This is a genomic window from Neoroseomonas terrae, assembly GCF_018129025.1.
GTDB classification, from domain to species: Bacteria; Pseudomonadota; Alphaproteobacteria; order Acetobacterales; family Acetobacteraceae; genus Neoroseomonas; species Neoroseomonas terrae.
Genome location: NZ_JAAEDI010000011.1, coordinates 54,555 through 80,583, shown reverse-complemented (window position 1 = coordinate 80,583; position 26,029 = coordinate 54,555). Strand labels below are relative to the sequence as shown.

Sequence of the window (26,029 nt, the reverse complement as noted above, 5' to 3'; positions counted from 1 at the left end):
CCCAGCCAAAGGCCGAAGGGCCTCTGGACACCTCGGCTTGGCGCGGGGCACGGCTGAGTGCTGAACGCGCTTCGGGCAGCGCCCCGGCGCGGTTCGCCCTTATCGCCGGGCCACCGTCTCCACCACCACCGGCCGCACCACCACCCGCGTCCCGTTTGCCCGCGCCGTCCGCAGGGCGGCCGCGAGCGCGGCGAGATATGCCGCCTGAGGCTCGACGACGGGGCGGGAGGAACCGAACAAGGGCCGGTCCGACACGATGACGATCGCAAGGTCCGTGCCGTAGGGCTCGTCGACCACCCAGCCGGGGAAGTTCCCCTGCGGCTCGCCCAGGCGCACCTGCGCGCCCGGCTGCTGCAGCGCGGACGGGACGAGGTTCGCGACCTCGCCCGAATGCATGAAGTAGGCGACGTACAGATGCGCCGGCCAGTCCGGCATCTGGACGTCGAGGCGCATCAGCTCCTCGCGCTGGAGAGGCATTTGGCCGATGACGGAGACGAGCGGCGGCACGCCGGCCGGCCCCAGCAGCGGGCGCAGCAGGTCCAGCGCTTCGCAGAAATTCCCGTCGAAGGCGGTAAGCTCGAGCCGCGCCACGTCGTCGGGCACGCCGCGGCGGGCGAGTTCCTGTCGGATCGCCGCCTCGTCGCCGCGCCGCACGACGCCGGACAGCGTCATGCTGCGGTCGGCGACCGACCAGGCGATCAGCGAGCAGGGGGTGGAGACCGCGATGGACTGCGCGGCGGCGCGCAGGTCGAGCCGCGCGAGCTGCTGTTCACGCGCGGCCTGGTCCCGGGCCGCCTGGTCTCGTGCCGCCTGTTCCCGTGCGGCCTGCTCGCGCGCGGCCTGTTCGCGGGCCGCCTGGTCGCGTGCAGCCTGGTCCCGCGCGGCCTGGTCGCGTGCAGCCTGGTCGCGCGCTGCCTGATCTCGCCCGGCCTGCTCGCGAGCGGCTTGTTCCCGGGACGCCTGTTCGCGCGCGGCCTGCTCGCGTGCGGCCTGGTCCCGGGCGGCTTGTTCGCGTGCGGCTGCCTCGCGGGCCGCTGCCTCGGCGGCGAGGCGTTCACGCTGCGCCTGTTCGCGTGCCGACTGGTCCCGCGCGGCGGCCTCGCGCGCAGCCGCCGCCTGAGCGGCGGTCTCGGCCTGCTGACGGGCTGCTTGCTCGCGTGCCGCGGCTTCCCGAGCGGCCGCTTCCCGCGCTGCCGTGTCGCGCACGGTCTCGGCCGCCTGTCGCGAGAGTTGCTCCTGCCGTTCGCGCTCGGCGATCGCCGGGTCGGGTCCCGAGCCGGGGCCTAGCAGGAAGAACCAGCCTGCTGCGGCCGCCACCACCAGCGCGCCGGCGCCACCGGCGATCAGCGCGACCGGCGGGCCCTTGCCGCCACCTGCCGGTGCGGTCGGGACCGGGGCAGCGCCTGGCCCGCCGCTTGGCGCCACGGGGGGGCGCGTCGAGACCATGGTCGCGTCGTCGTTCAGGCCGGGCAGTCCCGGCAGGCCGGCGGCCTCCGGCGGTGCGGCGGGCGCGTTCACCGCGTTGCGGATCGCCTCGGCGAATTCCGCGGCGGAGCGGTACCGGTCCTCCGGCCGCTTCGCCAGCGCACGGGCGATGACCGCGTCGAAGCCGCGGGGCGCGGTGACGGACAGGGTGGAGGGCGGCGGCGGCTCGGTGTTCAGCGCCTTGTGCATCACGGCGGAGAAGCCACCTTCGAACGGCTTCTCCCCGGTCAGCAGCTGGTACAGCATGACGCCCGAGGCCCAGATGTCGGCGCGCAGGTCCACCGGCTCGCCGCGGAACTGCTCCGGCGCCATGTAGGATGGCGTGCCGATCAGCGTGCCGACCTGCGTCATCGATGAATTCTCGAGCCGGGCGATGCCGAAATCGGCGATCTTCACCTGGCCCTCGGTGGTCATCATGATGTTGCCGGGCTTGATGTCCCGGTGCACCACGCCGCGCTGGTGGGAATACTGCAGGCCGGCGCAGACTTCGCCCATGAAGCGCACGATCTCGGGGATCGCGAAGCGTTCCTGCCTGTCGAGCCGGCCCTTCAGGGAGCCGCCCTCGACCAGTTCCATCACGATCCAGGCCTGGGTCGCGTTCTCGCCGTAGTCGTAGACGCCGACGATGTTGGGGTGCGAAAGACGGCCGGCGGCCTGGGCTTCGCGCCGGAAGCGGGCATGCGCCTCGACGGCCTCGGGGTCGCTTTCGTTCGGCCGGTTCACCACCTTGATGGCCACGCGGCGTTCGATGATCCGGTCGACCGCGTCGTAGACCGTGCCCATCGCACCCGCGCCGAGTGTGCCGCGCACCTCGTATTTCTGACTCAGCTCGGCTGGCAGCATGGGCTGAAGGAATCTCCGGCTTCCGGCAACGGCACTGCGGGGATGCTACAGCCTCTCGGCGCGCCTGTCGTCAACACCCGGCACGCGTCCTGCGACCGTGGTCACCATGATTGTCTCGCGACGGTGCCATCACAGCCGCGACGGCGCGGTGGCGCCCGCGCTCGGGCCGGGGCCGCGCCGGCCGTCCCCGATCAGCACGAAGGGCGCCCAGTAGTAGGGGTGCGCGAAGGCCGACGGCAGGTTCCGCCCGGCCTCATCGAGGATCAGCAACTGCGCCCCGCGCAGCGAGGCCGACGAACTCGCGCCCCCCTGCTGGCGGCGCAGCGTGTCGGCGACTGTCAGCGCGGCGGCCGCGTCGTCCACCGCCCAGTGCGTGACCATCAGCCCTCGCGCACCGGCGTAGAAGAAGGCGCGGGCGAGGCCGGACAGCGCCTCGCCGCCGCCCTCGCCGCCCGGCCCGCCGGTATTGCAGGCCGACAGGATGACGAGGTCGGCATCCATCTTGAGGTCGAGCACCTCGCTCGCCTTGAGGAAGGCGGGGTCGGCCGAGGGCGCGCCGGATGGCGGCGAGGCGACGATCGAGGGCTCGGTCAGGCAGGACAGTTCGCCCGGCAGCAGCGCGTGGGTCGCGAGGTGCACGACGCGGAACTGGTTCAGCGGCTGGCGCCGCAGGGCAGGAATGGTGAAGTCGGCCCCGAGGATTGCCCGGTCCGCGGCGGCGCCGAGCAGGGCCCGCGAGGTCAGCACCTCCGCCCGCGTGCCCGGCAGCCGGCCGAGGCCGGTCGCGAGCCGCGCATCTCGCCCGCAGCGGTCGGCCGGGAAGGATCGCGCGAACTGCGCCGCGGAGGGCGGCACGAAGTCGCCGAAGCCGATATACGGATGCGGCGCGGTCGAGCCCGTGCCGGCGGCGCGCAGCGTCACCAGCGTCTGCGGGGACGGCACGTGGACGATGGCGTGGCGGCGCACCAGCCAATCTCCGGCGCCGAGCGCATCTGGGCTGGCGGGCTGCGCCAGCAGCAGCCCGAAGGGCAGGGCCAGCAGCGGTCCATCCGGTGCCACCACCAGGTTCCCCGCCCCGGCAAGCGTGCCGGCGACCGGCGTTACCAGCAGCCGGTGCAGCTCGTGCGCGGCTTCGGTGTCGAAACGCGGCACGCCGCCGGGGCCGATCTCCGAGGACCGCCGCACGCGGGTGACGAGGGCAGCCACCGCATCCTCCCCCATCGGGATGCGGCGGGCATCGACGCGGCCGTCGCGCACCACCATGACGAAGCCCTGCTGCGGGCCGAGCAGCATGGTGAGCAACGCCTCGCCCTGACCAAGCGCGCGCGCCACGCTGTCGGCATCGACCGAGGCCAGCAGGAGCTGGCGATAGCCCGGTGCGGCGGCCGCGACCTCGCTCTCCGACTGGGCGCGCCGTTGCTGGGCGGCGGCGATGCGGTCGTCCAGCGCGGGGTTCTGCGTACCTGACGCGTCGCGCTCGGCGAACAGCTCGCGCAGCTCGCGGTCGGCGTCCTGCAGGCCGCGCACCGCGCCCTGCACCGCGGGGTTGCCCTCCGACGCGCCGAGGCGGGCGGAGGCCTGCTGCACGAAGCGCGCCGTGCTGGACCGCTGGGCGAGCTGCGCGGCGCCGAACATCTCCGCGCGCAGCCCCGGCGAAAGCCCCGGATTGGCGTTGGCTTCCTGGTCCAGTGCGTCGAGATAGGCGACGATAAGCGGCACCGGCAGGCCGATCTGGCGGGCGCGCAGGATGGCGGCGCCGGCGCGGAAGGCCGTCAGCGCTTCGGCCCGCCGGCCGGCGCGGATGCGCTGCTGGCCGGCGAGGAACAGCGTCACCGCCTCCGGCCGCTCGCCCGGTGCGGCGACGCCGAAGCGGCCTGCCGCGCGTTCCAGCAGCTGCGCCGCCGCCTCGTTCCGGCCGAGCCGGATGTCGGCGCCCGCCTCCGTGCGCATCGCGCGGCCGACCATCATGTTGGGCTCGAGCCCGGCGTTGCGCAGAACCTGTCGGGACTCATCGACCAGCGCGGCGGCTTCCGAGGCGCGGCCGCTACGGATCATCGCCACGGCCCGGTTGCGCTTGGCCTCGGCGAGGCCGAGCACGGCCGACTGCACGACGGGGTCGGAGACGAGGTTCATCGCATCCGCCTCACGCGCCGTGGCCGAGGCGGGGATCAGCGAGCCGTAGCTCCCCTCAGCCTCCAGCAGCAGCCCGGCCGCCGCGGCCGGGTCGCCGGCGTTCAACGCGTGCAGCCCGCGATAGTGCAGGACGCGGGCGGGGGTGGCGGGGTCGGCGGCGCGCGGCGCGAGGCCGGCGGCACGGTCCAGCAGGACGGCCGCTTCCGCCAGACGCTTCTGATTCGACAGGTTCACGGCGAGGTGCAGCATCGCCGTCGCGGTGTTCGGGTTGTCGCGGCCCAGCACGCGCTCCTGCACGGCGAGGGCGGCGCGGTACGCATCCTCGGCGGCGGCGAAGTTCTCGGTCTGGTTGAGGTCGCGACCGAGCGTCATGAGCTGCTCGTAGCGGCCGACATCGGCGGCGCCGAAGGCATCCGCCGACAGCCGCGCGACAGCGAGTTCGAGGGCGGCCGAGCGGCCACCGCCCCCACCGCCGCCGCCCGACTGGCCGGTGGCGAGGCGCTCGATGACCGGCAGGGAGGTCGCGACGCCGTCGGCGACCACGGGGCCCGATGGGCCGCGCGTGACCAGGGCGACATGCGGCCAGCCGCCGGCGCGGCGCGTGCAGGCGAGCAGCCGCGCATCGGTGCCGCCGGCGATGGTGGTGCGCGTCGGCGCCGCGCAGGTCACGCGCTGGTCGAGCCAGGACCGCCAGAGCCCCGAGGCCGCGATGGCGTCGAGATCGGCGCCGCTGGTGCTGCCCGACAGTTCGACCACGCGGGCGGCGGGCTGGGTCCAGCCGCCGCAGAACACCTCCCGCGCCCGCAGCACTTGCCGGTCGGCCGGCATGGTGCGGCCGGGCTGCACCTGGCAGGGTTCGTTGCGCGCGTCGTTGCCGGCCGGCTCCCCCGCCGTCGCACTGGCCGAGCGGGAGACATAGGCATCGGGCGAGGGCTCGGTGCAGCCGAGCAGGCCGAGCAGCGCGCCGGTGGCGATCAGCGTCCGCACCGGTCAGTAATCCTCTTCGGCGACGTTCGGGAGCTGCACGTCGGGGTCGGTGATGGCGCCGCCGCCCAGGCCGATCTCCACGCGCTGCGGCGGGGCCTGCGGGATCGCCAGCACCTGGCTCGGCACGATGCAGTTGATCGAGGAGACGACGCAGCCGTTCAGCCGGTAGCGCGTGAGTGCGCCGGTGCTAGCGGGGCGCGTGCTGTCCGCGAAGCGCGCCGCATTCTGCCCCTGGACCGGCGCGCCTGCGGGGTCGACGAGCTGGCCGGTCAGTTCGGCCGAGCCGCCGGTGCCGTGGATGGCAAGGCGCCCGGCGGAGACGATCTCCCCCGTTGCGCTGCCGCCGTCGAGCAGCAGGAAGATCGCGCTGCGCCCGGCATCGATGTCGATCTGCATCGGCCCGGCGGCAGCGGTGGAGGCAGGGCCGAAGGCGCCCGGCGCCTCGGTGCCCGGAATGCGCACCTGGGTCGCCTGCTGGTTCGCCGGCACCCCGGCGATGTCCGGCTCGACGACCTCGAGCGGGTCGATGGGGCCGGGCGCGCGCGTGTCGAACACCACAGCCGGCAGGACGCCGTCGCGGGGCGCGACGGTGATGGTGGAGGGCGTCGAGATGCCGCCGGGCGCCCGGAACGCGACTGCCCGGCCAATGACGTAGCGGCCGCCGTCTAGCGTCAGCGTCCCGTCGGCGGTCACGCCCAGCCTGTCGGCGACGATGGTGTTGCTGCGCAGTGCCGCTGAGCCGCCGCCGAGGCGGATGGTGCCCCCGGCGGTCAGTAAACTGCCTTCGACCAGCAGGCCGCCATCCGTCTGGAACGCAATGGCGCCGGTGCCGACCTGGAAGGAGCGGATGATGAGACCCTGACCGGCATCCAGCCGGACCTCGCGGCCCGCGGTGATCGAGCCGTCGGCCAGAGTGGCGACGCCACCGGCGGCCATGATGATGTCGCTCGCCGCCACGGTCTGCCCGGACAGCATCAGCGCAGCGCCGGCCGTCAGGCTGACGGCCTCGCCTGATTGCAGCACGCCCGACTGCGCCAGCGTGCCTCCAGCCGCAAGCAGAAGCGACTGGCCGGTCAGCGTGCCGGTCTGCAGGACGTCGCCGCCGGCCGCCGCATCGATCGTGCCGCCGGCGATTGCGGTCGCGCCGAGGCTCATGCCCGCACCGGCACGAAGCGTCATGTCGCTGCCGGCCTGCACAGACCCTTGCAGCGCCAGAGCCTGGCCGGCCCTGATCGTCACCGCCTGGCCGGCCGACACGGCACCGCTGCCGGTGACGCTGCCCGCGGCGTCGATGGCAAGCGCGGTGCCGGCGGTGTGCAGCTCGGACAGCGCCGCATCGCCGCCCGCGGTGACGGTCAATGTGGAGCCGGCCCGCACCTGAGCGGCGCTCTGCAGGCCACCGCCGGCGGCGAGCTGAATGGCCGCACCGGCGCTGAGCGTCCCGGCGATCGTGACCGGACCGCCGGCCGAGGCCAGCACGGCGTCCCGGCCGGCGGCGAAGGTGCCGCTGGCGCGCAGCCCCGCGGCCCCACGCAGGGTCAGGTCGCGGCCGGCCTCGATGCGGTTGGTCGCGTCGAGCAGCCCGCCGGCGACAAGGCTCGCATCGGTGCCGGCGACGACCAGCGCGCTGGTGGTGAGGGAGCCACCTGCCGCGGCGGAGATCGCCTCGTTAGCCGTGATCGCGCCGGCGAGGGTCATCGCGCCGCTGCCGGCGCGCAGGTCGATCATCGTGCCGCTGAGGGTGCCGGCCGCGGCGAGGTCCGCCGCGGCGTCGAGGCCGATGGCACCCCCAGCGTTGATGACGCTGCCGGCCGCGGCGGAGATGGCGCCCCGGGTCGTGATGGTGGTGGCGCCGCCTGCGGTGCCGACGGCGGTGTAGGTAACAAGGCCGCCGGCGTTGAAGCGCGCGGCGCCACCGGCCGACCAAGTGCCGGCAACGTCCATCGCCGCACCGGCGCCGAGGGTCAGCGCGCCAGCAGCCGCGATCCGGTTCGACGCCGACAATGCGCCGCCGGCGGTCAGGGTGGCGTCGCTGCCGGCCGTCAGGATCGCAGTCGTGGCCAGCGCGCCGCCGGCGTTGAGCGCCAGGTTGCCGCCGGCGCTGATGCTCGCTGACGCCGACAGGGCGCCGCCGGTAGTGAGCGTGGCGTCGCTGCCCGCCCTGATCGCCGCGGTGGTGGTGAGGCCCGTGCCGGCGGCGGCGGTGATGGCGCCGGCCGCATCGATGGCGCCGGCCAGCGTCATCGCGCCGCTGCCGGCGATCAGCTGGACCAGTGGTCCGCCGCTGATGGTGCCGGTGGCCGAGAGTGTCGTGCCGGCGTCGAGCCGCACCGTGCCGGCGGCGTGGATGGCACTGCCGGCGGCGGCGATCATGCCGCCCGGCGTGGTCACGATGACATCGGCCCCGCCGGAGCCGGCCGCCGTGTACGTGACGAGCCCGCCGGCGGTGAAGGTGGCCGCGCCGCCGGCTGACCAGGTGCCGTCGATGTTCATCGCCGCGCCGGCGTCGAGCGTGAGGGTGCCCGCCGCCGTGATCCGGTTGGATGCCGAAAGTGCGCCGTCGGCGATCAGGGTCGCGTCACGGTCGGTCGTCAGGATCGCGGTGGTGGCAAGCGTGCCACCGGCCTCGAGGGTCAGGCTGCCGCCGGCGTCGATGCTGGCCGATGCGGACAGGAAACCGCCCGTCGCCAGCGTCGCGTCGCCGCGCGCCGTGATCGCCGCGGCGGTGGTCAGCCCCGTGCCGGCGGTAGCGGTGAAGGCGCCGCTCGCGTCGATGGTGCCGGCAAGGGTCGCGTCGCTGCCGGCGATCAGTTCGACCAGCGGTCCGCCGCTGATCGTGCCGGTGGCCGAGAGTGCCATGCCCGCGTCCAGCCGCACCGTGCCGGCAGCCTCGATGGAACTGGCGGCGGACGCGATGATGCCGCCCGGCGTGGTCATGGTGACCCCGGCGCCGCCCGTGCCGGTCGCCGTGTAAGTGATGAGGCCGCCGGCGGTGAAGGCGGTTGCGCCGCCGGCCGACCAGACGCCATCGATACTCATCGCGCCGCCGGCATCCAGCGTCAGCGCGCCGGTGGCGACGATGCTGTTCGAAGCGGACAGCGCGTCGTCAGCTGTCAATGTCACAGCCCCGCCGGCGGTGATCGCCGCGGTCGTGGTGAGCTGAGCGCCGGCCGTGGCGGTCACGGCCCCGGTCGCGCCGATCGTGCCGGCCAGCGTCATCGCGCCGCTGCCGGCGATCAGTTCGACCAGCGGTCCGCCGCTGATGATGCCGGTCGCCGAGAGCGTCGTGCCGGCGTCGAGCCGTACCGTGCCGGCGCCGTCGATGGAACTGACCGCCGAGGCGATGATGCCGCCGGTCGTCGTGATGGTGACGCCGGCCTCACCCGTGCCGGTCGCGGTGTAGGTGACGAGGCCGCCGGCCGTGAAGGTCGCCGCGCCGCCAGCCGACCACGTGCCGGCGACGTCCATCGTCGTGCCGGCATCCAGCGCCAGGGTGCCGCCGGCCCCGATCCGGTTAGACGCGGAGAGGGCCCCGTCGGCGGTGAGCGACACGTCGCCATCCGCCGTGAGGACGGCCGTCGTCACCAGCGCGGCGCCCGCATCGAGGGTCAGGTCGCCGCCGACATTGATGGTGGTCGACGCCGAAAGCGCGCCGCCGGCGGTGAGGGTGGCGTCGCCGCCGGCCGTGATCGTGCCGTTGGTGGTCAGGCCGGCGCCGGCGGTGGCGATGACGTCACCGGTCGCGTCGATGATGCCGGCGAAGGTCATCGCGCCCGTGCCGGCGATCAGCTCGACGAGCGCGCCGCCGCCGATGGTGCCCCCGGCCGAAAGGGTCGTGCCGGCGTCCAGCCGCACGATGCCCGCAGCGTCGATGGAACTGCCGGCGGTCGCGATGATGGCGCCTGGCGTCGTCAGCGTCGCTGCGCCGCCGGCCGTGCCCGTCGCGGTGTAGGTGAGCAGGCCCTGAGCGTCGAAGGTCGCCGCTCCGCCGGCGGACCAGGTGCCGCCGACATCCAGGGTGGTGCCCGCGGTCAGCACGATTCCGTCCTCGGCCGTCAGCGCTGCGGTGCTGGCGAGGGCGCCGACCGCCTCGGCCTCGATCTCGCCGCCGGTGCCGATCGTGCCGGCGAGGGTCATCCCGGCGCCGGCGCCGAAGACCAGCGTGCCGCCGACATCGGCCGTGCCGGTGAAGGACAGGGCGCCGCCGGCGGTCAGCGTCGCGGCGCCGCTGGTCGTCAGCGTACCGGCGAAGTCGATGGCGCCACCGGCGGTCAGCAGCGCCGTGCCGGGGCCGCCGGTGACGGTGATGCTGCCGGTATCGGCGACGGTGAGGCCCCGATCCGTGGCGAGCGAGAGGCTGCCATTGGCGGAGATCGCGCCGCTGACCAGCAGCTCGAGCACGGTGTTCAGCGCGAAGACGGGGCCGGTCGCGACAAGGCCCGTCAGCTCGAGGATCTGGTTCTCCTCGGGCAGGGAGATGCTGCCGCTGCCGATCGTCAGTGTCTCGGCGATGATCAGCGCACCGGCCTGCTGCGTCAGCGCGCCGTCGCTGTCGATGCGGACGGAGCGGGCCGCGCCGCCGTCGCCTTGGATGAGGCCGCTCAGCGTGACGGAGCCGCCGTCGAGCACGATGTCCTGCGCCGTGACACCGCCCGCCGTCAGCGCGCCGCCCGCGGTCAGGCTGGCCTGGCCACCCGCCGTGATGGCCGCGCCCAGGCTGCCCGGCGTGCCGCCCGGCAGGGTAACGAGGCCGGTGGCCAGCGTGCCGCCCGCCGTGATCGAGAGGTTGCGCGTCGCGACGATGCCGCCCGCCGTGACGTTGCCGGTGCTGCGCAGCGCGACATCGGCTGCGACCGCCGCATCGCCGTTGCGTTGCTGGCCAGCGGTGATCTCGCCGAAGCCGTCGATGACGTTCGCGCCATCGACGCGGAAGTCGCCCTGCGCGCTGCCGGTCAGCGCCGCGACGTTGACGGTGCCGCCCGTCTGGCTGACCGAGCCGCCGCTGATGCCGGCGCTGCCGGCAAGCAGGTCCAGCACCGAGGCGCGCTCGCCGCCCGGCCCGCGCAACGCCACGTCGCCGACGATGCGGATGTTGCCCGCGGTGACGGTGCCGGCGCTGTCGCCGCCGATGCGCAGCCGCAGCGCGCCTGTCGCGCCGCCGGCGCCGAGCCGGGCAATCTCCGCCGCGTCCAGCGCCAGCGTGCCGGCGCCGGTGCCGCCGAGGGTGACGCCGTGGCCAGCCGTTTCCGGCAGCAGGTTGATGACGCCGCCCGGGGCCTGCACCGCTGCCTGGATGTCGAGGTCGTCGGCGCGCAGCGTCACGGTGCGGCCGGTGCCGTTCACCGTGATGGCGTTGCCGCTGCCGTCGTCGAGCAGCGCCATCATCCCCGCGCCGCCGCGGATGGCGACATCGCCGCCCGCCGTCACGCCATGCAGCGCCGCGATCCGGTTGCCGGCGCTGCCCGGGTCGAGCAACACCGCGCCATTGGGGAAGATCGCGCGCAGCGCGGCGACGTCTAGGCGCGTGCCGGCTGCCTGCGTCAGCGCGCCGTCCCCGATCAATGTCAGCCGATTGACGCGCGGCGTGGCGCCGGCGGTCGCGAGCGACACGTCGCCGACGATGTCGACGCTGCCCGTCACGCCCAGGGCGCCGAGGATCAGCTCCGCCGCCGGCGTGCCGGACGGGAAGAAGGACAGTTCCGTGCTGTCGAGCGTGATGCGCCCGGCATTGGTGCTGCCCGAGGCGCCGCCAAGAACGTAGCCGATCCCCGCGCCCGTCGTGTAGGGCAGCAGGGTGATGATGCCGGACGGCACGCGGATGGCCGCCGCGATGGCGAAGTCGTCCGCCCGCAGCAGCAGCGATCCGCCGGGGCCGATGTCGAGCGCCCCGGTCACGCCGAGCGAGGCATTCCCGCCATAGCCGGTGCTGCGCAGCACGGCCGAGGTGCCGGCGCGCAGGCCGAGGCCGAGATCGGCCCTCGCCGCGCTGGTGCCGCCGCCGAGCGCACCGATCGCATTGCCCGTCCGGTCGAGACTGACCGCCCCGCCCGCCAGCGCGGCAAGCGTCGGCGCGGTGATGGTCCCGCCCGTTTGGGTGATGTCGCCGCCCGAGGCGACGCCGCCGATGAACGACCCGGTGCGCAGCACGATCCGCCCGCCGGCGCCGGCCGTCAGGTTGTCGCCGATGGTCAGCGTCGGGGCTTCCAGCGTCAGCACCTGCCCCGCACCGACCGAGAGCGGCAGGTCGAGGGTGAGGGCGATGGCGTTGCGCAGCGTGATGTCGGCTCCGGCCGAGAGCGCGTCGATGTCCTGGATCTGGTTGCGCGCGGTGCCGTCCGGGTTGGCGCCGTCCAGGATGACGGAGCCGGTGGCGCCCGCGCGCAGGATGCCGGCGGCGAGGCGTGCGCCGGCCGCCTGGTCGATCGTCCCGGCGCTCGCCGTCAGGTCGACCGTCCCGGTGGCCAGCACGTCGTTCAGCCGCAGCGACGGGGCCGCGAGCCGCACATTGCCGGCGATCGCCGTGCCGCCTGCGCCGGTGGCGCCGGCCGTCAGGGCCCTGGTGTTCTCGAAGGTGACGCCGGTGCCGGCGATCGCGGCGAGGGTGCCGACTGCGTTGTTGCCGGTGAGATCGATCGTGGTGGCGGCGGTGGCGTTGAGCGTCGTCGCCTGCACCGCGGCGAGGTCGGCTGCACCGGTGATGCCGCCGGTGGTGGCCGTCAGCGTCGCCGTGCCGACGGCCCATACGGCGATGATGCCGGCGGCGTCGGACAGCGTGATGCTGCCGGCGTTGATGGCGGCATTGCCGAAGGCGCTGCTGGTGCCGAGGACGGTGGTCGCGCCGCCCGTGGCGATCGAGATGTCGCCGGTCGCCGTGGCCTGGATCTGCGGCAGGCTGTTGCCGGCGCGGTCGATCTGCACCGAGAACGCATCCGCCCGCAACGACTGGGCAGCCAGGGTGCCGCCCGACTGCGTGATGAAGCCGCTGGAGGCGAGGTCGAGCAGGGTCGCATCCGCCGCGTCGATGGCGACGGTGCCGGCGAAGTCGATCGCAGTGCCTTCGAGCCGCAGCGTGCCGCCGCGCGCGTCGAGCCGCGAAATCTCCGCCTGCGACAGCCCGGCCTCGGAGTCCGACACGCCGAGGTCGAGCCCGGCCGCGTTGGTCGACCGCACCGTGATGCGCGAGCCCGGCACGGCGCCGGTCTGCACCTCGGCGCCCGATGCGATGGCGAAGTCGGCGGCCTGCAGCGTGATCCCGGCACCGTCCGTGCGGATCGACGCATCGACCGCGAGCGTGCCGCCGGTTGCGACCGTAACATTGCCGCCGGCCCGGATGCCGTCGGCCTCGGTCTCGCCGGCGACGATGCGTTGGATGGCGCTGCCGGCGGTGCCAAGGACGACGCTGTCGGCCGCGTAGGCGCTGACCTCGCGCAGCGAGAGGGTATAGCCGCCGGCGAGGATGTCCCGGCCGCTGCGCAGTTCGAGGGCGAGCGGCGCGCCGACGCCGGTGAGGTTCAGCGCCTCCCGCAGCGTGATCGTCCCGGCCGTTTCGCTGCCGATCACGAGTCGCCCGGTATCGACGCGCTGCAGCAGGGACGTCGCGTAGGTGGTGGTGTCGCCGGACCCGCCGAGCCCGATCGTCGCGCCGGCAGTGAAGGGGAGGAAGCGCACCACGCCGCCCGGCGCGTAGAACACGGTGCCGGACAGGCCGGGCGCGACGGTCAGCCCATCCGCGATGATGCGCACGGCGCCGCCGGCGCCGGCATTGACGCGCGCGGCGACCTGGATGCCGTTGAGTCCGTCCGTCAGGTTAAGCGTGCCGCCGGCGCCCAGCACGATGCTGTTCGTGCTGCCCGCCGACACGCCCTGCCCGGCGACGAGGCGCGTGATCTGGTTGGCGCTGCCGAGATCGATCTCGTCGCCCGCCGAGGCCGAGAGGTCGCGCGCCTGGATGATGCCGCCGGTCTGGACGATCGAGGTGCCGTCCGCGGGGGCGTCGAAATCCGCCGCGGTGCGCAGGATGACGCGGCCGTCGAGCGTGCTGGCGAGGATGTTCCCGGCCAGGGTGAGGTTCGGCGCCTCCAGCACGATCAGGCTGCCGGTGGGACCGGTCGCCGTGACCCCCTCGACGGTCAGGTCCTCCGCGTTGCGGAAGATGACGGAGGTGCCCGAGGAGGGGCCGAGCGTCGCGACGCGGTTCAGGTCACTCGCATCGGCATCCGCCCCGCCGCCGTCGAGCGAGACGAGGCCTGAGGCGTTCGCACTCAGCCGGTCCGCGACGATCGGCGCGCCGAGCGATTGGGTGATGCTGCCGCTTGGCGCGTGGAGCGCGACGGTGCCGCCCGTCGCATCGATGCCGTTGCCGGCCACGATGTAGGACCCGCTCCCGCTGAAGGCGAAGGTCTCGCCCGCGCCCGCCGAGCCGGACAGCCGGTCGACATCGTTCAGCGCGAGGGCGCCGTCGAGGAGGACCGACCCGTTCTGCGCACGGGCGATCAGCGTCGGGGCAATGACGGCCCCGCCATTCTGGACGATGTCGCCCGTGACGGCGTTCAGCGTCAGCGTGCCGTTGGCGGTCCACAGGGCGAAGACGCCGTCGAGCGTGATGCCGCCGCCTTGCAGCAGAACGTCGTTGACGGTGGTCGGCATGCCGACCGCGCCGGCCACCGTCAGCGCGCCGGCACCGGCCTCCGACCGCCCGATGACGACGCTGCCGCCATAGAGCTGGTTGATGAGGGTTGCCGGCAGGGACAGCGCACCCGCCTCGCTGCCACCCAGCACGACCTGGCGGCTCAGCGTGCGCGGCGCGATCTCGATGCGGCCGGTGAGGCCGGGGCCGGCGAACAGGTAGCTGTTCAGCGCAAGGTTGTCCGCCCGAAGCCGCAGAACGCCATCGGCGGCCGAGGCAAAGGCCCCGATCCCGATGCCGAATCCAGCATAGGGGCCGAGATTCGCCGCATGGATCGTGAGGTCGGCCGCCGACAGCGTGACCGAGCTGCCCTGCACGCCCCAGACATCGGCGCTGCCGCCACCCGGCCGTTCCACTGCGATCGGGGCGAGGGTGGTCGCCAGCGCGCCATTGGTGTCGAGCGCGAAGACCCCGCCCGTCATCGCGGCGATCTGCCGCACGTCGTTGTCGCCGTCCATCAGCGACACGTCGCCGGTGGCCCTGAGCCCGAGCTGGTGGGCGACGATGCGCCCCGTCGCCCCCTGCGTGATGCCCGCATCGGTACCGAGCCGCACGACGCTGACGGGATTCGCCTGGTCGACGCCGATGGTGCCGCCGAGCGTCATCGCGCCGGGCGCGACCAGGGTGATGTCGCTGAAGCCGAGCACCGCGCCGGCATTCTGGGTCAGGGTGCCGCCGGCCGCGATCCGGACCGCGCCGCCCGGGCCGGTCTGCGTCAGGCTGCCGTCGAGGATGAGGTCGCCCGCGGCATTGAAGCGCAGGGTCCCGCCGATCGTGCCGCCACCGAGCGTGCCCACCACGTTGCGGTCGGCCGCGAGGGTCGGGTCGAGCAGTGCGTCGCCGCCCGCCGTCAGTTCGAGCCGCCCGGCGGTGATCGCCGCCCCGGCCGCGTCCTGGAGGATGTCGCCCGTGGTCGCGTTCAGCCGCACCGTGCCGCTGCCGGCGGAGATCGGCGCCTGGAGCAGGATGTCGCCGGTATCGGCGATGATGGTGATGTTGGCGTTGCCGCCATCGGACGGCGCCAGCGCACCACCGACCGTGAAGCCCGTCGTGCTGCGATAGCCGAAGCCCTCGGTGAAGCTGACGGTGCCGAGCGTGCCCACCTGGTTCGCCGCGAGGGAGAGGTCGATCGCGCCCTCGGCCGACAGCGTCAGGTGCCCGGTGCGGATCAGGCCCAACGCGGTCTGGGAGATCGTGCTCTCCCCGCCGCCGCCGGTGGCGGTGAGGGTGAGTGCCGACAAGCCCGGTAGGAGGATCGGGGCCTCGATTGCGATCGAGCGACCGACCAGCGCCGTGTACGTGGATGAGGCGGCGACTTCCATCGCCGCGGCGACCGTGATGGCGCCGGTCGTTTCGAACTGGATGCCTAAGGGGGCGAAGAGCGACCGCTCGCCGCTCGCCGAGGCCGGCGTGATGCCGCCGGCGAGGCGGAAATCGCCCGAGCCGATCAGGTCGATGGTTACCTGCGCATGGGCGATCAGGTCGACGACGGTGCCGCCGGGCGAGACCAGCGCGCCGCCGGCGGACTGCTCGATGCTGCCGGCCGAGAGCAGGGTGATCGCCGCGTTCGGGCCATTGGCCTCCACGTTCACCGCGCCGAGCGCAATGTTGCCCGCCGACGTTTCCATGCGGATGGAGGGCGCGGTGATGCCGGCATTGACGTTGATGCCGTTGGCGCTGACCAGCGACAGGGCTGCCGAGGGCGCCACCGCATCGACGACCGTCAGCCCGTTCGCCGTGATGGTCTGCGTCGCCTCGGAGGCGATGGTGGTGCGGCCGATGCGCAGCGTGCCGGCGGCGATCGCCTCCAGATCCGCGGTCGCAAGTTCCGTCGTGTTGGTGGGATTGCCGGATGTGCCGATCTGCACCGCACGGCCCGCCGTCCGCGGTCCGATCTCGACCGTGCCGGTGGTGCCGGCGGTGACGGTGGCACCCGTCAGGTCCAGGCTGTCCACGCGCAGGGAGATGGTGCGGCCGTCGGATGCGCTCACCGTGCCGGCCACATCCAGGCTGTCGGCGATGACGGCGACGTCGCCGGAGCCGGTGGCGACGATGCCGCTTTCGCCCGCCGCCCCCGTCGGTACCGTGATTGCCGCACCCGTCAGCGTCACGCCCGCGCCGTGCGCCTGCGTGACGGAGAGGTCGCCGGCGGCGGTGAAGGCGAGCGCGCCGGAAGCGCGGGCATCCAGCTCGGCGACGGAATTCGCCTGGGTGAGGGCGATACTTCCGCCGACGCTGGCGTCGCCGCCTTCCGGCCCGCGCAGCCGAAGGCGCCCGCCGCCGGTGCCGCCGAGGTCGAACGCCGCGGTCTGCGTCACGTCGCCGGCCGCGCCGATGGCCGCATTGCGAGCGGTGACCGCGGCTTCGATCGCCATCCCGCCGCCCGTCGCGACCAGTGTGACGTCGCCGCGCGCGGCGCCGGCCCGATCTGCGGTCACGGCGCCGGCGACAGTGAGGCTGCGGCCGGCCAGGATCATGTCGCCGTCCTCGGTCGTCGCACCGAGGATCCGCAACGCTCCGTTCGCGCCGGTGAGCGAAATGTCGTGGCCGTTGCCGGTGGCCGTCGCGGTCAGCGGCAGGGCGGCGGCGAGGTCGGCGGTGCCGTCCGCTGCGCGGCGCGCCAGCACGCCACCAGCCGCCTGGGTGATGGAACCAGTCGCGGACAGTGTCACGCTGTCGGCGAAGAGCGAGCCGTTCAGCAGCAGCGCGTTCCCGGTGTCATTGCCGGAGACGGTCAGCGCCGCCGCACCGGCCACCGAGAAGGTCTGGCCGTCGATCAGTTCGATATGCTGCGCACTGGTGATGCTGACCGAGCCATCGGCGGTGCCGCCGGACATGATCTGCATGTTGCCGTTGGCGCCGTCGAGCACGACGTCGCCGGTGCCGGTCACGTTGATCGTCAGCGGCAGGCCAAAATTGCTGTTCTCGCGGTGGATGATGGTGCCGCCGCCCTGGGTGATGCCGGTCACCGACGTCAGGGCCAGGCTGGTGGCGCGCAGGTCGTCGCCGAGGGCGATGGCGCCGGTCGTCGCGGTCAGCGACGTCCCGTCGGCGGCAAGGGCGCCGGTCACGCGGATCGCTTCGCCGGTCAGGGCGAAATCGCCCGCCGCGGTGCTCGCGCCAAGCGCGATCGCGCCGTTCGTCGTGCTGGTCAGGTCGACCGACCCGTCCTCGCTGGCGTTGACTGTCAGCGGCAGCTCGCTGCCGGCGGTGACATGCGCGATGCTGCCGCCGGTCTGGCTGATGTCGCCCGCGGCGGTGAGGCTGACGCTCTCGGCGCGCAGCGACCCGGCCAGCACGAGCGGATTGCCGTCCCCCGTCACCGCCAGTTCCAGGGCGCCCGCGACCGTCAGCGTCTGCCCGCTGCCGACCTCGAGGCGGCGGCTGCTGGCGACGCGCATGTCGCCATCGGCGGTGCCGCCGTCGCGCAGGCGCAGGTTGCCGTTGGTGGTGCGGTCGAGCCCGATGTCGCCGATGCCCGAGACACTCGCCGTGAGGGCGAGGGCGGTGGCGGCATTGGCGCGATGCTGGATGTTGCCGCCGGTCTGGTCGATGCCGGTGGCGGCGCGCAGTGTGAGGTCGGTCGCGCGGATATTCGCGTCGATGACCAGCGCGCCGGTGGTCGCGGCGAGCGAGACGGCGCCGCCCGAGAGCGTGCCGTCGACGCTGATCGCTTCCCCCGACAGCGCGAAGCTGCCGGGCGCGCTGCTTGCATTCAGCGCGATGCGCCCATTGCCGGCCTGGTTCAGGGCGACCGCGGAACCAGCCCCCGTGGCGGTGACGGTCAGCGCCAGATCGGTATCGGCGGTGCTGTGGGCGATGGTGCCGCTGGTCTGCGAGATGCTGCCCGCCGCGGCGAGGGTGAGGCTCGTCGCCCGGACATCCGCGCCAAGTGTCAGCGGCCCGGCCGTCGTCGTCAGCGACACGGCATCCGCGGTCAGGTCTCCGGCAACGCGTATCCGGCTGCCGGAAAGCGCGAAATCGCCCCCGGCACTGCTGGCCGCCAGCACGAACCGGCCGTTGCCGGCCTGGGTGAGGTCGACATCGGCATTGGCGCCGCTTGCCGTCACCGTCAGCGCCAGGTCAGTGCTGGCCGTGCGATGGGCGATGGTCCCGCCGGTCTGGGAAATGTCGCCGGAGGCTGCAAGCACGACGCCGGTCGCGCGCAGGTCGGCGCCGAGCGAGATCGAACCCGCCGCCGTCTGCATCGTCAGCACGCCGTTCACGGAGATGTCCGCGCCGGCATTCTGCGTGATGTTGCCGCTGCTGCCTGACAGGCCTGCGGTCAGCGTCAGGTTGCCGGCCGTGGTGCGGTTGACCTCACTGCCGATGACGATCTGGCGGCTGGCTTCGAGGATGATGTTGCCGGCGGCGTAGCCCTCGATGATGTCGGGGGTGATCCGCACCCAGTCGGAATCGCCGCCGGTGGTCGCGCTGATGGCGCCGGGGCCGGTCACCGAGCCGCCCACCGAGTCGAGACCGGTCGGCGTCTCCGTCACCGTGCCGGGCGGCGTCACGCCGCTGTCGGCGATGAAGATGTTGCGCGGGTCGAGCAGGAAGTCGCCCATCTCGCCATTCGGCGCGCGCAGGTCGACGATGCCGTCCAGCACGAAGGCGGACTGGCCCGACACCTCGATGAAGCCGCCATTGCCGCCGGCCTCGCCACCGCGGGCGGAGAGCGTGCCGCGCATCTCGGTGCGGTCGGTGCTGTTGACGAGGATCTCGCCGCCGCGCCCGTTCTGCGTGGCGTCGGCGCGGATCTCGGCGCCGCGTTCGACAACGGTGCGCGCCGCCATGGTCTGGTTGCGGCCGCGGCCCGTGGTGCCGGCCAGCACGCGGCCGCCGCCGGCGCCGCCCGAGGCATCGACCCGCGCCGCAGCGCCGACCGTGACCTGCCCGGTCGCCTGCATCGCGACAGTGCCGCCGCGCTGCCCGGCCCCGCCGGTCGCGCTGATCGTGCCATCCTGGCGCACGCCGCCGCCATCCGCGCGCAGCGCGACCTCACCCGTGCGCGCGCCGACGGTGTTCGCCTCGATCCGGCCGGTGTTGCGAACCAAATCTTCCACCAGGCCCGAGGCGGCATGCGCGGTGATCAGCACCGAGCCGCCATTCGCCTCGATCACGCCGCTGTTCGTCACCAGCGCGGCATTGCCGTCCGGTGCGGCAGTGACGGCGCGCGTCACGTCGATGCCGATCAGCCCGTCACCCGCGAGGTCGAGCACGAAGGTCTCGGCCGCCCCCAGCGCCACGCGGCCGAGATTGGCGCGGATCACGCCCGAATTGGACACGCCGGGCCCGACCAGCGCGGCGAGGCCGCGATCGGCGACCGTGATGGTGCCGCGGTTCTCCACGCGCGCGCCGGGCCGCGGGGCGCCGTCGAACACCATGCGCCCGGCCATGAAGTTGTTGTTGGTGATGTTGGCCGCGGAGGCGATCAGCGAGCCGACATCGACCTGCGCCCCACCCGCGAACACCATGCCCGACTGGTTGACGATGGCGACGCCGCCATTGGCCTGGATACGGCCGGCGATGACGGAGGGATCAGGGCCGACAACGCGGTTCAGCGTCCAGGACCCCTGGTTCGGCTGGACGAACTGCACCGTGTGCTGGCTGCCGACGTTGAATTGCTGCCAGTCGATTGCCGCGCGGTCGGTCCGCTGCGTGATGGTGGTGCGGTTGCCGCCCTGGGCGATCGCGGCCTGGCCGGCGACGACCTGCGCGCCCGTCGGCGCCTGGGCCAGCGCGGTGCCCGTGACCGGCAGCAGCGCCGTGGTCGCGAGCAGCCACCACCGCCGCACCGGCGGGCGCGTGGCGGCCGGGGCAGGGGCGGGCACGGCGGCGCGGCGGCGGGAAGGGCGGGCACGGCGGAGCACGGCGCGACGCGGCATGGGCTAGAACCTTATCAGCGTGCGGAAGTAGAGCTGCGTGGCGCGCAGCGGCTCGGAGAACTGGCCGTCGGGCTGGGTGGTGATGCGACGGGCGAGCTCGACATCGACCTGCACCGTGTCCGCGACGATGGTGCGCACGCCGCCGCCCCAGGAGGACAGCCGCCGGTTCGCATCGGTGTCGAGGTTCTGGTACGCCCAGCCCATGTCGCGGAACATGTAGAACTGCGTGGTGCCGCGGTTGTTGCCCATGGCGGGATCGGCCGGGATCTCGTAGCCGAGGTCGAGCTGCAACTCGATCGCGTAGCCATAGCCGTAGTCGCCCGTCACCTGGCCCGAATAGAAGCCGCGCCCGAGGCGGTTGCCGCCGAGGTAGTACTTCTCGGCATTCGGCAGGACGTTCGTCGACCACTGGCCGTTCACATAGGCCTGGATGTTGAACATGGCGCCGTCGAAGGGCGAGAAGAGCGGCTGCACCCGCTGGTATTCGCCGGTGTACTTGGTGAAGTCGAATTCGGATCCGATGCGCGTCGCCCGCGGATCGTCATTCGCGGTCGCATCCCAGTCGATGATGCCCTGATGCGCCCGGAAGCCACCCTGGTTGATGGCCGGTGGCAGGAACGGGATGAAGCTGTCGAGCGCCTGCCCGTCGAAACCGCCGCGCGCCGCCCGGATGTGGTCCCGCCCGGCGAGCGACCGGCCGGAGCTGGTGCCGACGCCCGTGTAGGTCGTGCTGTCGAACATGTCGAACTGCGCGACGGCCCACAGATTGGCGGGCCGCGAGCGGATGATCGGGTATGTCGCGACGACGCCGGCAAGGGTCGTCTCGCCATTGTAGCCGATCTGCGCGAGCTGGCCCGACGGCAGCGTGTTGCCCATGCCGGCATAGACGCGCACGCGCAGGCCCGAGCCGCCGATGAAGGTCTCGAAGCTGCCCTGGGTGAACCACTGCGTCCCCTGTTCGGAACCGAACAGCGTGAGCTCCGTCCGCTCGCCGAACTCGGTCAGCGAGTTCAACCCGCCGACGAACAGCGCCTCCCACGGGCCGGTGAGGTTGTAGGCGCGGTTGTCCACGTTGAAATAGCCGCTGACGACCGAGCGCGTGACCTGCGCGACGAGGCGCAGCGCGCCGGGTTCCCCCTGGATCGGCTGCAGAACCCCGCGAACGCGCACGCCCGGAACGTCGGAGGCGAGCAGCAGCGCGCGCTCGACGCCGGCAGTCGAGACCGGCCGTTCATCCTTGACCCGTTCGAGGAAGCGCAGCACCTGCGTGCCGGCCGGGCCGATATCGCCGTCCAGGCGCACTTCGGCGACGTAACCCTCGGTGAAGGCAAAGCGCAGCTCGGCCCGGCCATCGGGGCCCGGCACCAGGGCGGCAGCGACCGAGACGAACGGATAGCCGGCGCGGCGATACGCGCCGAGCAGGGTGAGCCGGACTTCCTCGATGCGCGACAGCGCGACGGTCTGGCCCTCGACCGGCGCGACCAAACGGCGCAACTCAGCGTCATCGAGCGCGGTGTTGCCTTCCAGGGCGACCGTGCTGATCGCCACCTGCTGGCCTTCGCCGGGTCCGCGACGGGCTTCAGGCGGCGGCGGCTGGGTCCGGGGCGAAAGTTCGGGGGCGCGGGGCGGCAGCACGCGTTCCTGGAGATCGACGGGCGGCGGCGGCGCGCGCGGCACCGTCGGCGGCACCTGTGCTGACGCGCCCAGAGGCAGGCCGAGCGCAAGCAAGGCAGCGGCCGAAGCCGTGCCGAAGTTCGACACCTGGCGAAAACGCGGAGTGGCCGTCACGGTCGCTCGCAGAAGGGTGCTGGGGGATATCCACAAAGATAGCTGGAATCTCAAAGATATGAACATCTGATTGATGAAATACGGGTGATTTGAAGTCACGATGCGCCGTTCCTGCAACGGTCCGAGGTCGTTTCGATCGATCTCCCGGATCGCTCATCTGCACGCGACGGTTGTGTATCGCCGCGGTCTGGACGGTGTCGCGACCATAGGTTGATTCGGCCCGCCTTGCGCGAGCAGCGCTGCGGCGAACGTGAACGGGCGGCGCGCATCGGCGGGCTTCGGAATCTGCGCCGCTGCCGCTCCGTTCCGCCGCCGGCCCCGCGGCGCCGTCGGGTCCGGTGGCCAATCGGGGGCATCCGCGTATCCTGCGCCGATGGAGGTCACCGCCGACTTCATTCCCCCGATGCCGCCACGCGCGGCGCGCGAGCCGACGGCGATCGCCGGGCTGCTGCGCGCCCGGCGGGACGTGCTGTCGATCTTCCCCGCCGACGCCTATCGCCGGCAGGTCTTCACGACGCGGCTGCCAGGGCGGCTGATCCTCGTCGCCAACACGCCGGAGGTGGTGCGGGACGTCTTCGTGACGCGCCACGACATCTACCAGCGCAAGGCCCGGTTCCTGGAGGACGCGCTACGCCCGGTGGTGGGCGGCTCCTGCTTCATCGGCTCCGGCGAGGACTGGGCGGAGCGGCGGGAGGCAGTCTCCCCCCCCATCCACCCCTCCGGCCTCGCCCAGTTCCACCCCTGCTTCGTCGAGGCTGCCGAGACCTGCGCCGAATCGCTCGCCCGCGCCGAGGGGCCGGTGGACGTCGCCGCCGCCTATGCTGCCGCGATCAGCCATGTGCTGCTGCTCGCCGTGTTCGGAAAGGCAGGGACCGCCGCGGAGGCGCGGCTGATCGCCGAGACCTTCACCGCCTACCAGGACGCGGCGGAGGTGGTGGACCTGCTGGGCCTGATGGGCCTGCCGGACGTGTTCGGATGGCTGACGCGGCGGCGGGCGCGGCAGCTCGCCGCCGTGCTGCGCGGCCGCGTCGCGCGGCTGATCGACGCGGCCGGCCCCGATGGCGGGACCCCGCTGCTGCGCGCCCTGCGCGCTGCCCGCCGGGAGGACGGATCGCCGGTGCTGGCCGGCGAAAGGCTGCTGGACGAGGTGGTGATGTTCCTTCTCGCCGGCGCGGAGGGGGCGGCGATCACGCTGACCTGGACGACCATGCTCGCCGCGCTGCATCCCGCGACAGCCGACCGCATGGCGGCGGAACTGCCGGCGGACGTCCCGGACCTCGCCGCGCTGATGGCGCTGCCCTTCACCAAGGCGGTGATCCAGGAATCGATGCGGCTGTATCCGCCCGTCGCCGTCTTTCCCCGCCAGGCAACGCAGCCCCACCGCATCCGCCGCTGGGACATCCGCACGGGCGACATCGTGCTCGCCGTGCCTTGGCTGCTGCACCGGCACGAGGCGCTTTGGGAGGCGCCGGACGCGTTCCGCCCGGAGCGCTTTCTCGGCGAGGCCGCCCGGCAGCGGCCGCGCTTCGCCTACATGCCCTTCGGCGTGGGGCCGCGTATCTGCGCCGGTGCCGCCTTCGGCATGGCGGAGGTGACGGTGTTCGCGGCGGTGCTGTTCCGCCGGTTCCGCTTCGCGCTGGCGCCAGGCTTCACGCCGCAGCCGAACTGCCGGCTGGCGCTGCGGCCGAAAGGCGGGATGCGGGTTGTGGTGACGCGGCGATAACCGGCCCGCCGAAGCGCTGAAGCCTTCGATCCCACGCCCCATCGCCCGACATCGAACGATCCAGAACGCACAAGGCTGCCCCCCTGAGGGCAGCCCTGGATCACGCCACGCCCATCTCCGGAAATCCCGAGAGTGCATACAACCGAGCTAGCCGCTCGTGATGTTGTTGCTGCGCGCGATCTCGCCCCAGCGCGCATGATCCGCGCGGACGCGCTGGTCGAAGGCGTCGGCGGTTCCGCCGCCCACGACGGCGCCCTGCGCCTCGATCTGCCGGCGCACGGTCGGGTCGCGCAGGACTTGGTTCACCGTGTCGTTCATGCGGGCGATGATCTCCGGCGGCGTGCCGCGTGGCGCGGAAATCCCCGTCCAGGCCCCGACGACGAAGTCGTCGATGCCCTGCTCGCCCGCGGTCGGCACGGTGGGGAAGGCGGGAACGCGGGTCGTACTCGTGGTCATGACGCCGCGGATCTGCTCCGCGTTCAGCGCGCCGGCCATGACGGACAGCGAATCCGTCATCACCGGGAAGCGTCCCGCCAGGAAGTCTTGCAGCGCCGGCCCGCTGCCGCGATAGGGGATCTGCTGCATCTCGGGCAGGCCGGTGCGCGACCTGAACAGCTCCATCGCGAGATGCGGCAGGCTGCCGGCGGCGGGAATGCCGTAGTCGATCATGCGCGGCTGCGCCTTGATCCAGGCGACCAGTTCGGGCGCTGTCGTCGCGGGCACCGAGGGATGCACGCAATAGACCAGCGGCGCATCGAGGATCATGCAGACATTGACAAGGTCGAGCGGGTTGAGGCCGGTCGGCGGGAAGGTGTGTGGGTTGATCACCATCGGGCTCGAATTCGAGGCCAGGAAGGTGTAGCCGTCCGGCCGCGCACGCAGCACCGCGTCGAGGCCGAGATTGCCGCCGGCGCCGCCGCGGTTCTCCACCACCACGGGCTGGCCGAGCGCCTGGCTGAGCCCGTTCTGCACGATGCGCGCGGCGAAGTCGGTCTGCCCGCCGGGCGGATAGCCGACCACCAGCGAGATCGGGCGGCCCGGCCAGGCCTGCGCGTAAGCCGGCGCCGAGAGCGCGGCCGCGGTGCCGCCGAGCATCAGAAGGCGCCGCGACAAGGCATGACGTGGTGACATGGTGCTGGTTCTTCCTGTCGTTCGGATGTCCTCAGCGGCCGGCGGCCGCCAGGATGGCGTCGATGTCGGGCATCCCGTCGCTCAGATCCGGGCAGGCGGCGCCGGCGGCGATGCCGGCTGCGCGGCGCGCCGGGTCGAGCGTCAGCAGCGTGACGGCGGCAGGCGCCATGCCGAACAGCGCGGCTAGGCGCGGTACGAGGTCAGGTTCGCGGCTGATGGGTTCGGCGGGCAGGCGGCGGCCGGGCTGCGCGCCCGGCGGCAGATAGAGGGACAGTGCGTCGGCTTGGCCGGCGTCGCTCCCGAGAGCCTGGAAGAAGGCATCATGCGCGTATTGCAGGCCCCGCCAGGTCGCCGTCCCGGTCTCCGGCGCGTGCCAGGGCGACGCGATGGCGACATGCCCCTGCGCGGCGAGGCCGGCGATGATCCTGGCCATGTCCGAGCGAGGGACCAGCCGCGGCGCTGCGCCGTCAGCCGGCGGCAGTGTCAGCAGCCCCGGACGATCGACGATGGTGAGCTGCTTGGCCGCCGTGAAGGACGCGCCCAGCGCATCCTCCTCCATCGCGATCGGTCCGCCGGGATCGATGCGGAACACGCGAAAGCGGTGTGGCGGCTCGCAGAAGGCGGGGCAGGCGCCCATCAGGGCATTTCCGACCTGCACCATCGGCGTGCCCTCGTGCCAGTGGCCCGAAAGGAGCAACCGGCGGCCGGGGGCATCCGCGACGCGGCGGGCAATGTCGTCGGCATCGCCGTAGAGCAGCGGGTAGTGGTAGTCGACATGCGGGCGGACGAGGAAATGCTGGAGGTGGACCTCATCCGTCTCCACGCCGGACGCGGCGATGGCCTGCTCGAAGTGCCGACGCGACGGGCCGATGCGCAGCGCCTGGTTGCCGGCCTGCTCCCAGTCATGAAAGGCGTGGATCGTCAGGTGGCCGCAAGGGCGCGTGACCGGTTCTGACCCGAACACCACGTCGAAGGCCGGACCGTGGTCATGGTTGCCGGGCAGCACCATCCATGGCCGGCCAAGCGAGTCCAGCCAACGGCGCACCAACAGGTAGTCGGCAAGCGCGGCCTGCGTGATGGCTCGCAGGTCATGGCCCGGTTCCCCATCCAGCAAGGCATGCGGCACGTCGAGGAGGTCGCCGGTGACGGCCACCAGGTCGGGCGCGACGGCGGCGATGCGGCCGGACAGCGCGTCTAGCAACGCCGGCATGCGGCGCGACAGCCGGTGGAGATGCCCTGCATGGCCTGGCAGGGCCTGGCGCAGATGCAGGTCGGTGACGTGAAAGATGGTGGCCATGCTGCTCCTCGCCCGACCCTGTGCCACGGCGCATCGCGGGCGCGGGTGACAAGCGGGTGAAATATTGT

General features: G+C 73.1%; 7 protein-coding genes. 1 reads left to right on the top strand and 6 read right to left on the bottom strand.

What is annotated here, in order from left to right:
• Positions 1-99: 99 nt before the first annotated feature.
• The 4 genes from GXW78_RS11485 to GXW78_RS11470 all read right to left on the bottom strand — a co-directional run bounded on the left by GXW78_RS11485 (position 100) and on the right by GXW78_RS11470 (position 21,810).
• On the bottom strand, positions 100-2,328 hold the full coding sequence (locus GXW78_RS11485) for a protein kinase domain-containing protein (protein ID WP_211868864.1): 2,229 nt from the start codon (positions 2,326-2,328) through the stop codon (positions 100-102).
• Between the two features lie 129 nt (positions 2,329-2,457).
• Positions 2,458-5,448 carry a CHAT domain-containing protein gene (locus tag GXW78_RS11480; protein ID WP_211868862.1) on the bottom strand — a complete coding sequence of 997 codons (2,991 nt, stop codon included), beginning with the start codon at positions 5,446-5,448 and terminating at the stop codon, positions 2,458-2,460.
• Between the two features lie 3 nt (positions 5,449-5,451).
• The gene (locus GXW78_RS11475) at positions 5,452-20,022 is read right to left on the bottom strand and encodes a two-partner secretion domain-containing protein (protein ID WP_211868860.1); all 14,571 of its coding nucleotides are present in this window, start codon (positions 20,020-20,022) and stop codon (positions 5,452-5,454) included.
• A 3-nt stretch (positions 20,023-20,025) separates the two neighbouring features.
• Positions 20,026-21,810 carry a ShlB/FhaC/HecB family hemolysin secretion/activation protein gene (locus GXW78_RS11470; RefSeq protein WP_211868858.1) on the bottom strand — a complete coding sequence of 595 codons (1,785 nt, stop codon included), beginning with the start codon at positions 21,808-21,810 and terminating at the stop codon, positions 20,026-20,028.
• A 373-nt stretch (positions 21,811-22,183) separates the two neighbouring features.
• On the opposite strand from GXW78_RS11470, the gene GXW78_RS11465 reads away from it, so the two are divergent.
• Positions 22,184-23,533, top strand: coding sequence for a cytochrome P450 (locus GXW78_RS11465; RefSeq protein WP_211868856.1), 1,350 nt, complete (start codon positions 22,184-22,186; stop codon positions 23,531-23,533).
• Positions 23,534-23,680: 147 nt separating this feature from the next.
• On the opposite strand, the gene GXW78_RS11460 is transcribed toward GXW78_RS11465, so the two are convergent.
• Positions 23,681-24,664 carry a Bug family tripartite tricarboxylate transporter substrate binding protein gene (locus tag GXW78_RS11460; protein ID WP_211868854.1) on the bottom strand — a complete coding sequence of 328 codons (984 nt, stop codon included), beginning with the start codon at positions 24,662-24,664 and terminating at the stop codon, positions 23,681-23,683.
• A gap of 31 nt (positions 24,665-24,695) precedes the next feature.
• Positions 24,696-25,961 (bottom strand): metallophosphoesterase family protein, encoded by a 1,266-nt coding sequence (locus tag GXW78_RS11455; RefSeq protein WP_211868852.1) that lies wholly within the window; start codon positions 25,959-25,961, stop codon positions 24,696-24,698.
• Positions 25,962-26,029: the final 68 nt, after the last annotated feature.

What these genes read in the sequence shown, in the direction of transcription:
- GXW78_RS11485 (WP_211868864.1), bottom strand. Translation starts at nt 2,328, where the DNA reads ATGCTGCCAGCCGAGCTGAGTCAGAAATACGAGGTGCGCGGCACACTC.
- GXW78_RS11475 (WP_211868860.1), bottom strand. Translation starts at nt 20,022, where the DNA reads ATGCCGCGTCGCGCCGTGCTCCGCCGTGCCCGCCCTTCCCGCCGCCGC.
- GXW78_RS11465 (WP_211868856.1), top strand. Translation starts at nt 22,184, where the DNA reads ATGGAGGTCACCGCCGACTTCATTCCCCCGATGCCGCCACGCGCGGCG.
- GXW78_RS11460 (WP_211868854.1), bottom strand. Translation starts at nt 24,664, where the DNA reads ATGTCACCACGTCATGCCTTGTCGCGGCGCCTTCTGATGCTCGGCGGC.
- GXW78_RS11455 (WP_211868852.1), bottom strand. Translation starts at nt 25,961, where the DNA reads ATGGCCACCATCTTTCACGTCACCGACCTGCATCTGCGCCAGGCCCTG.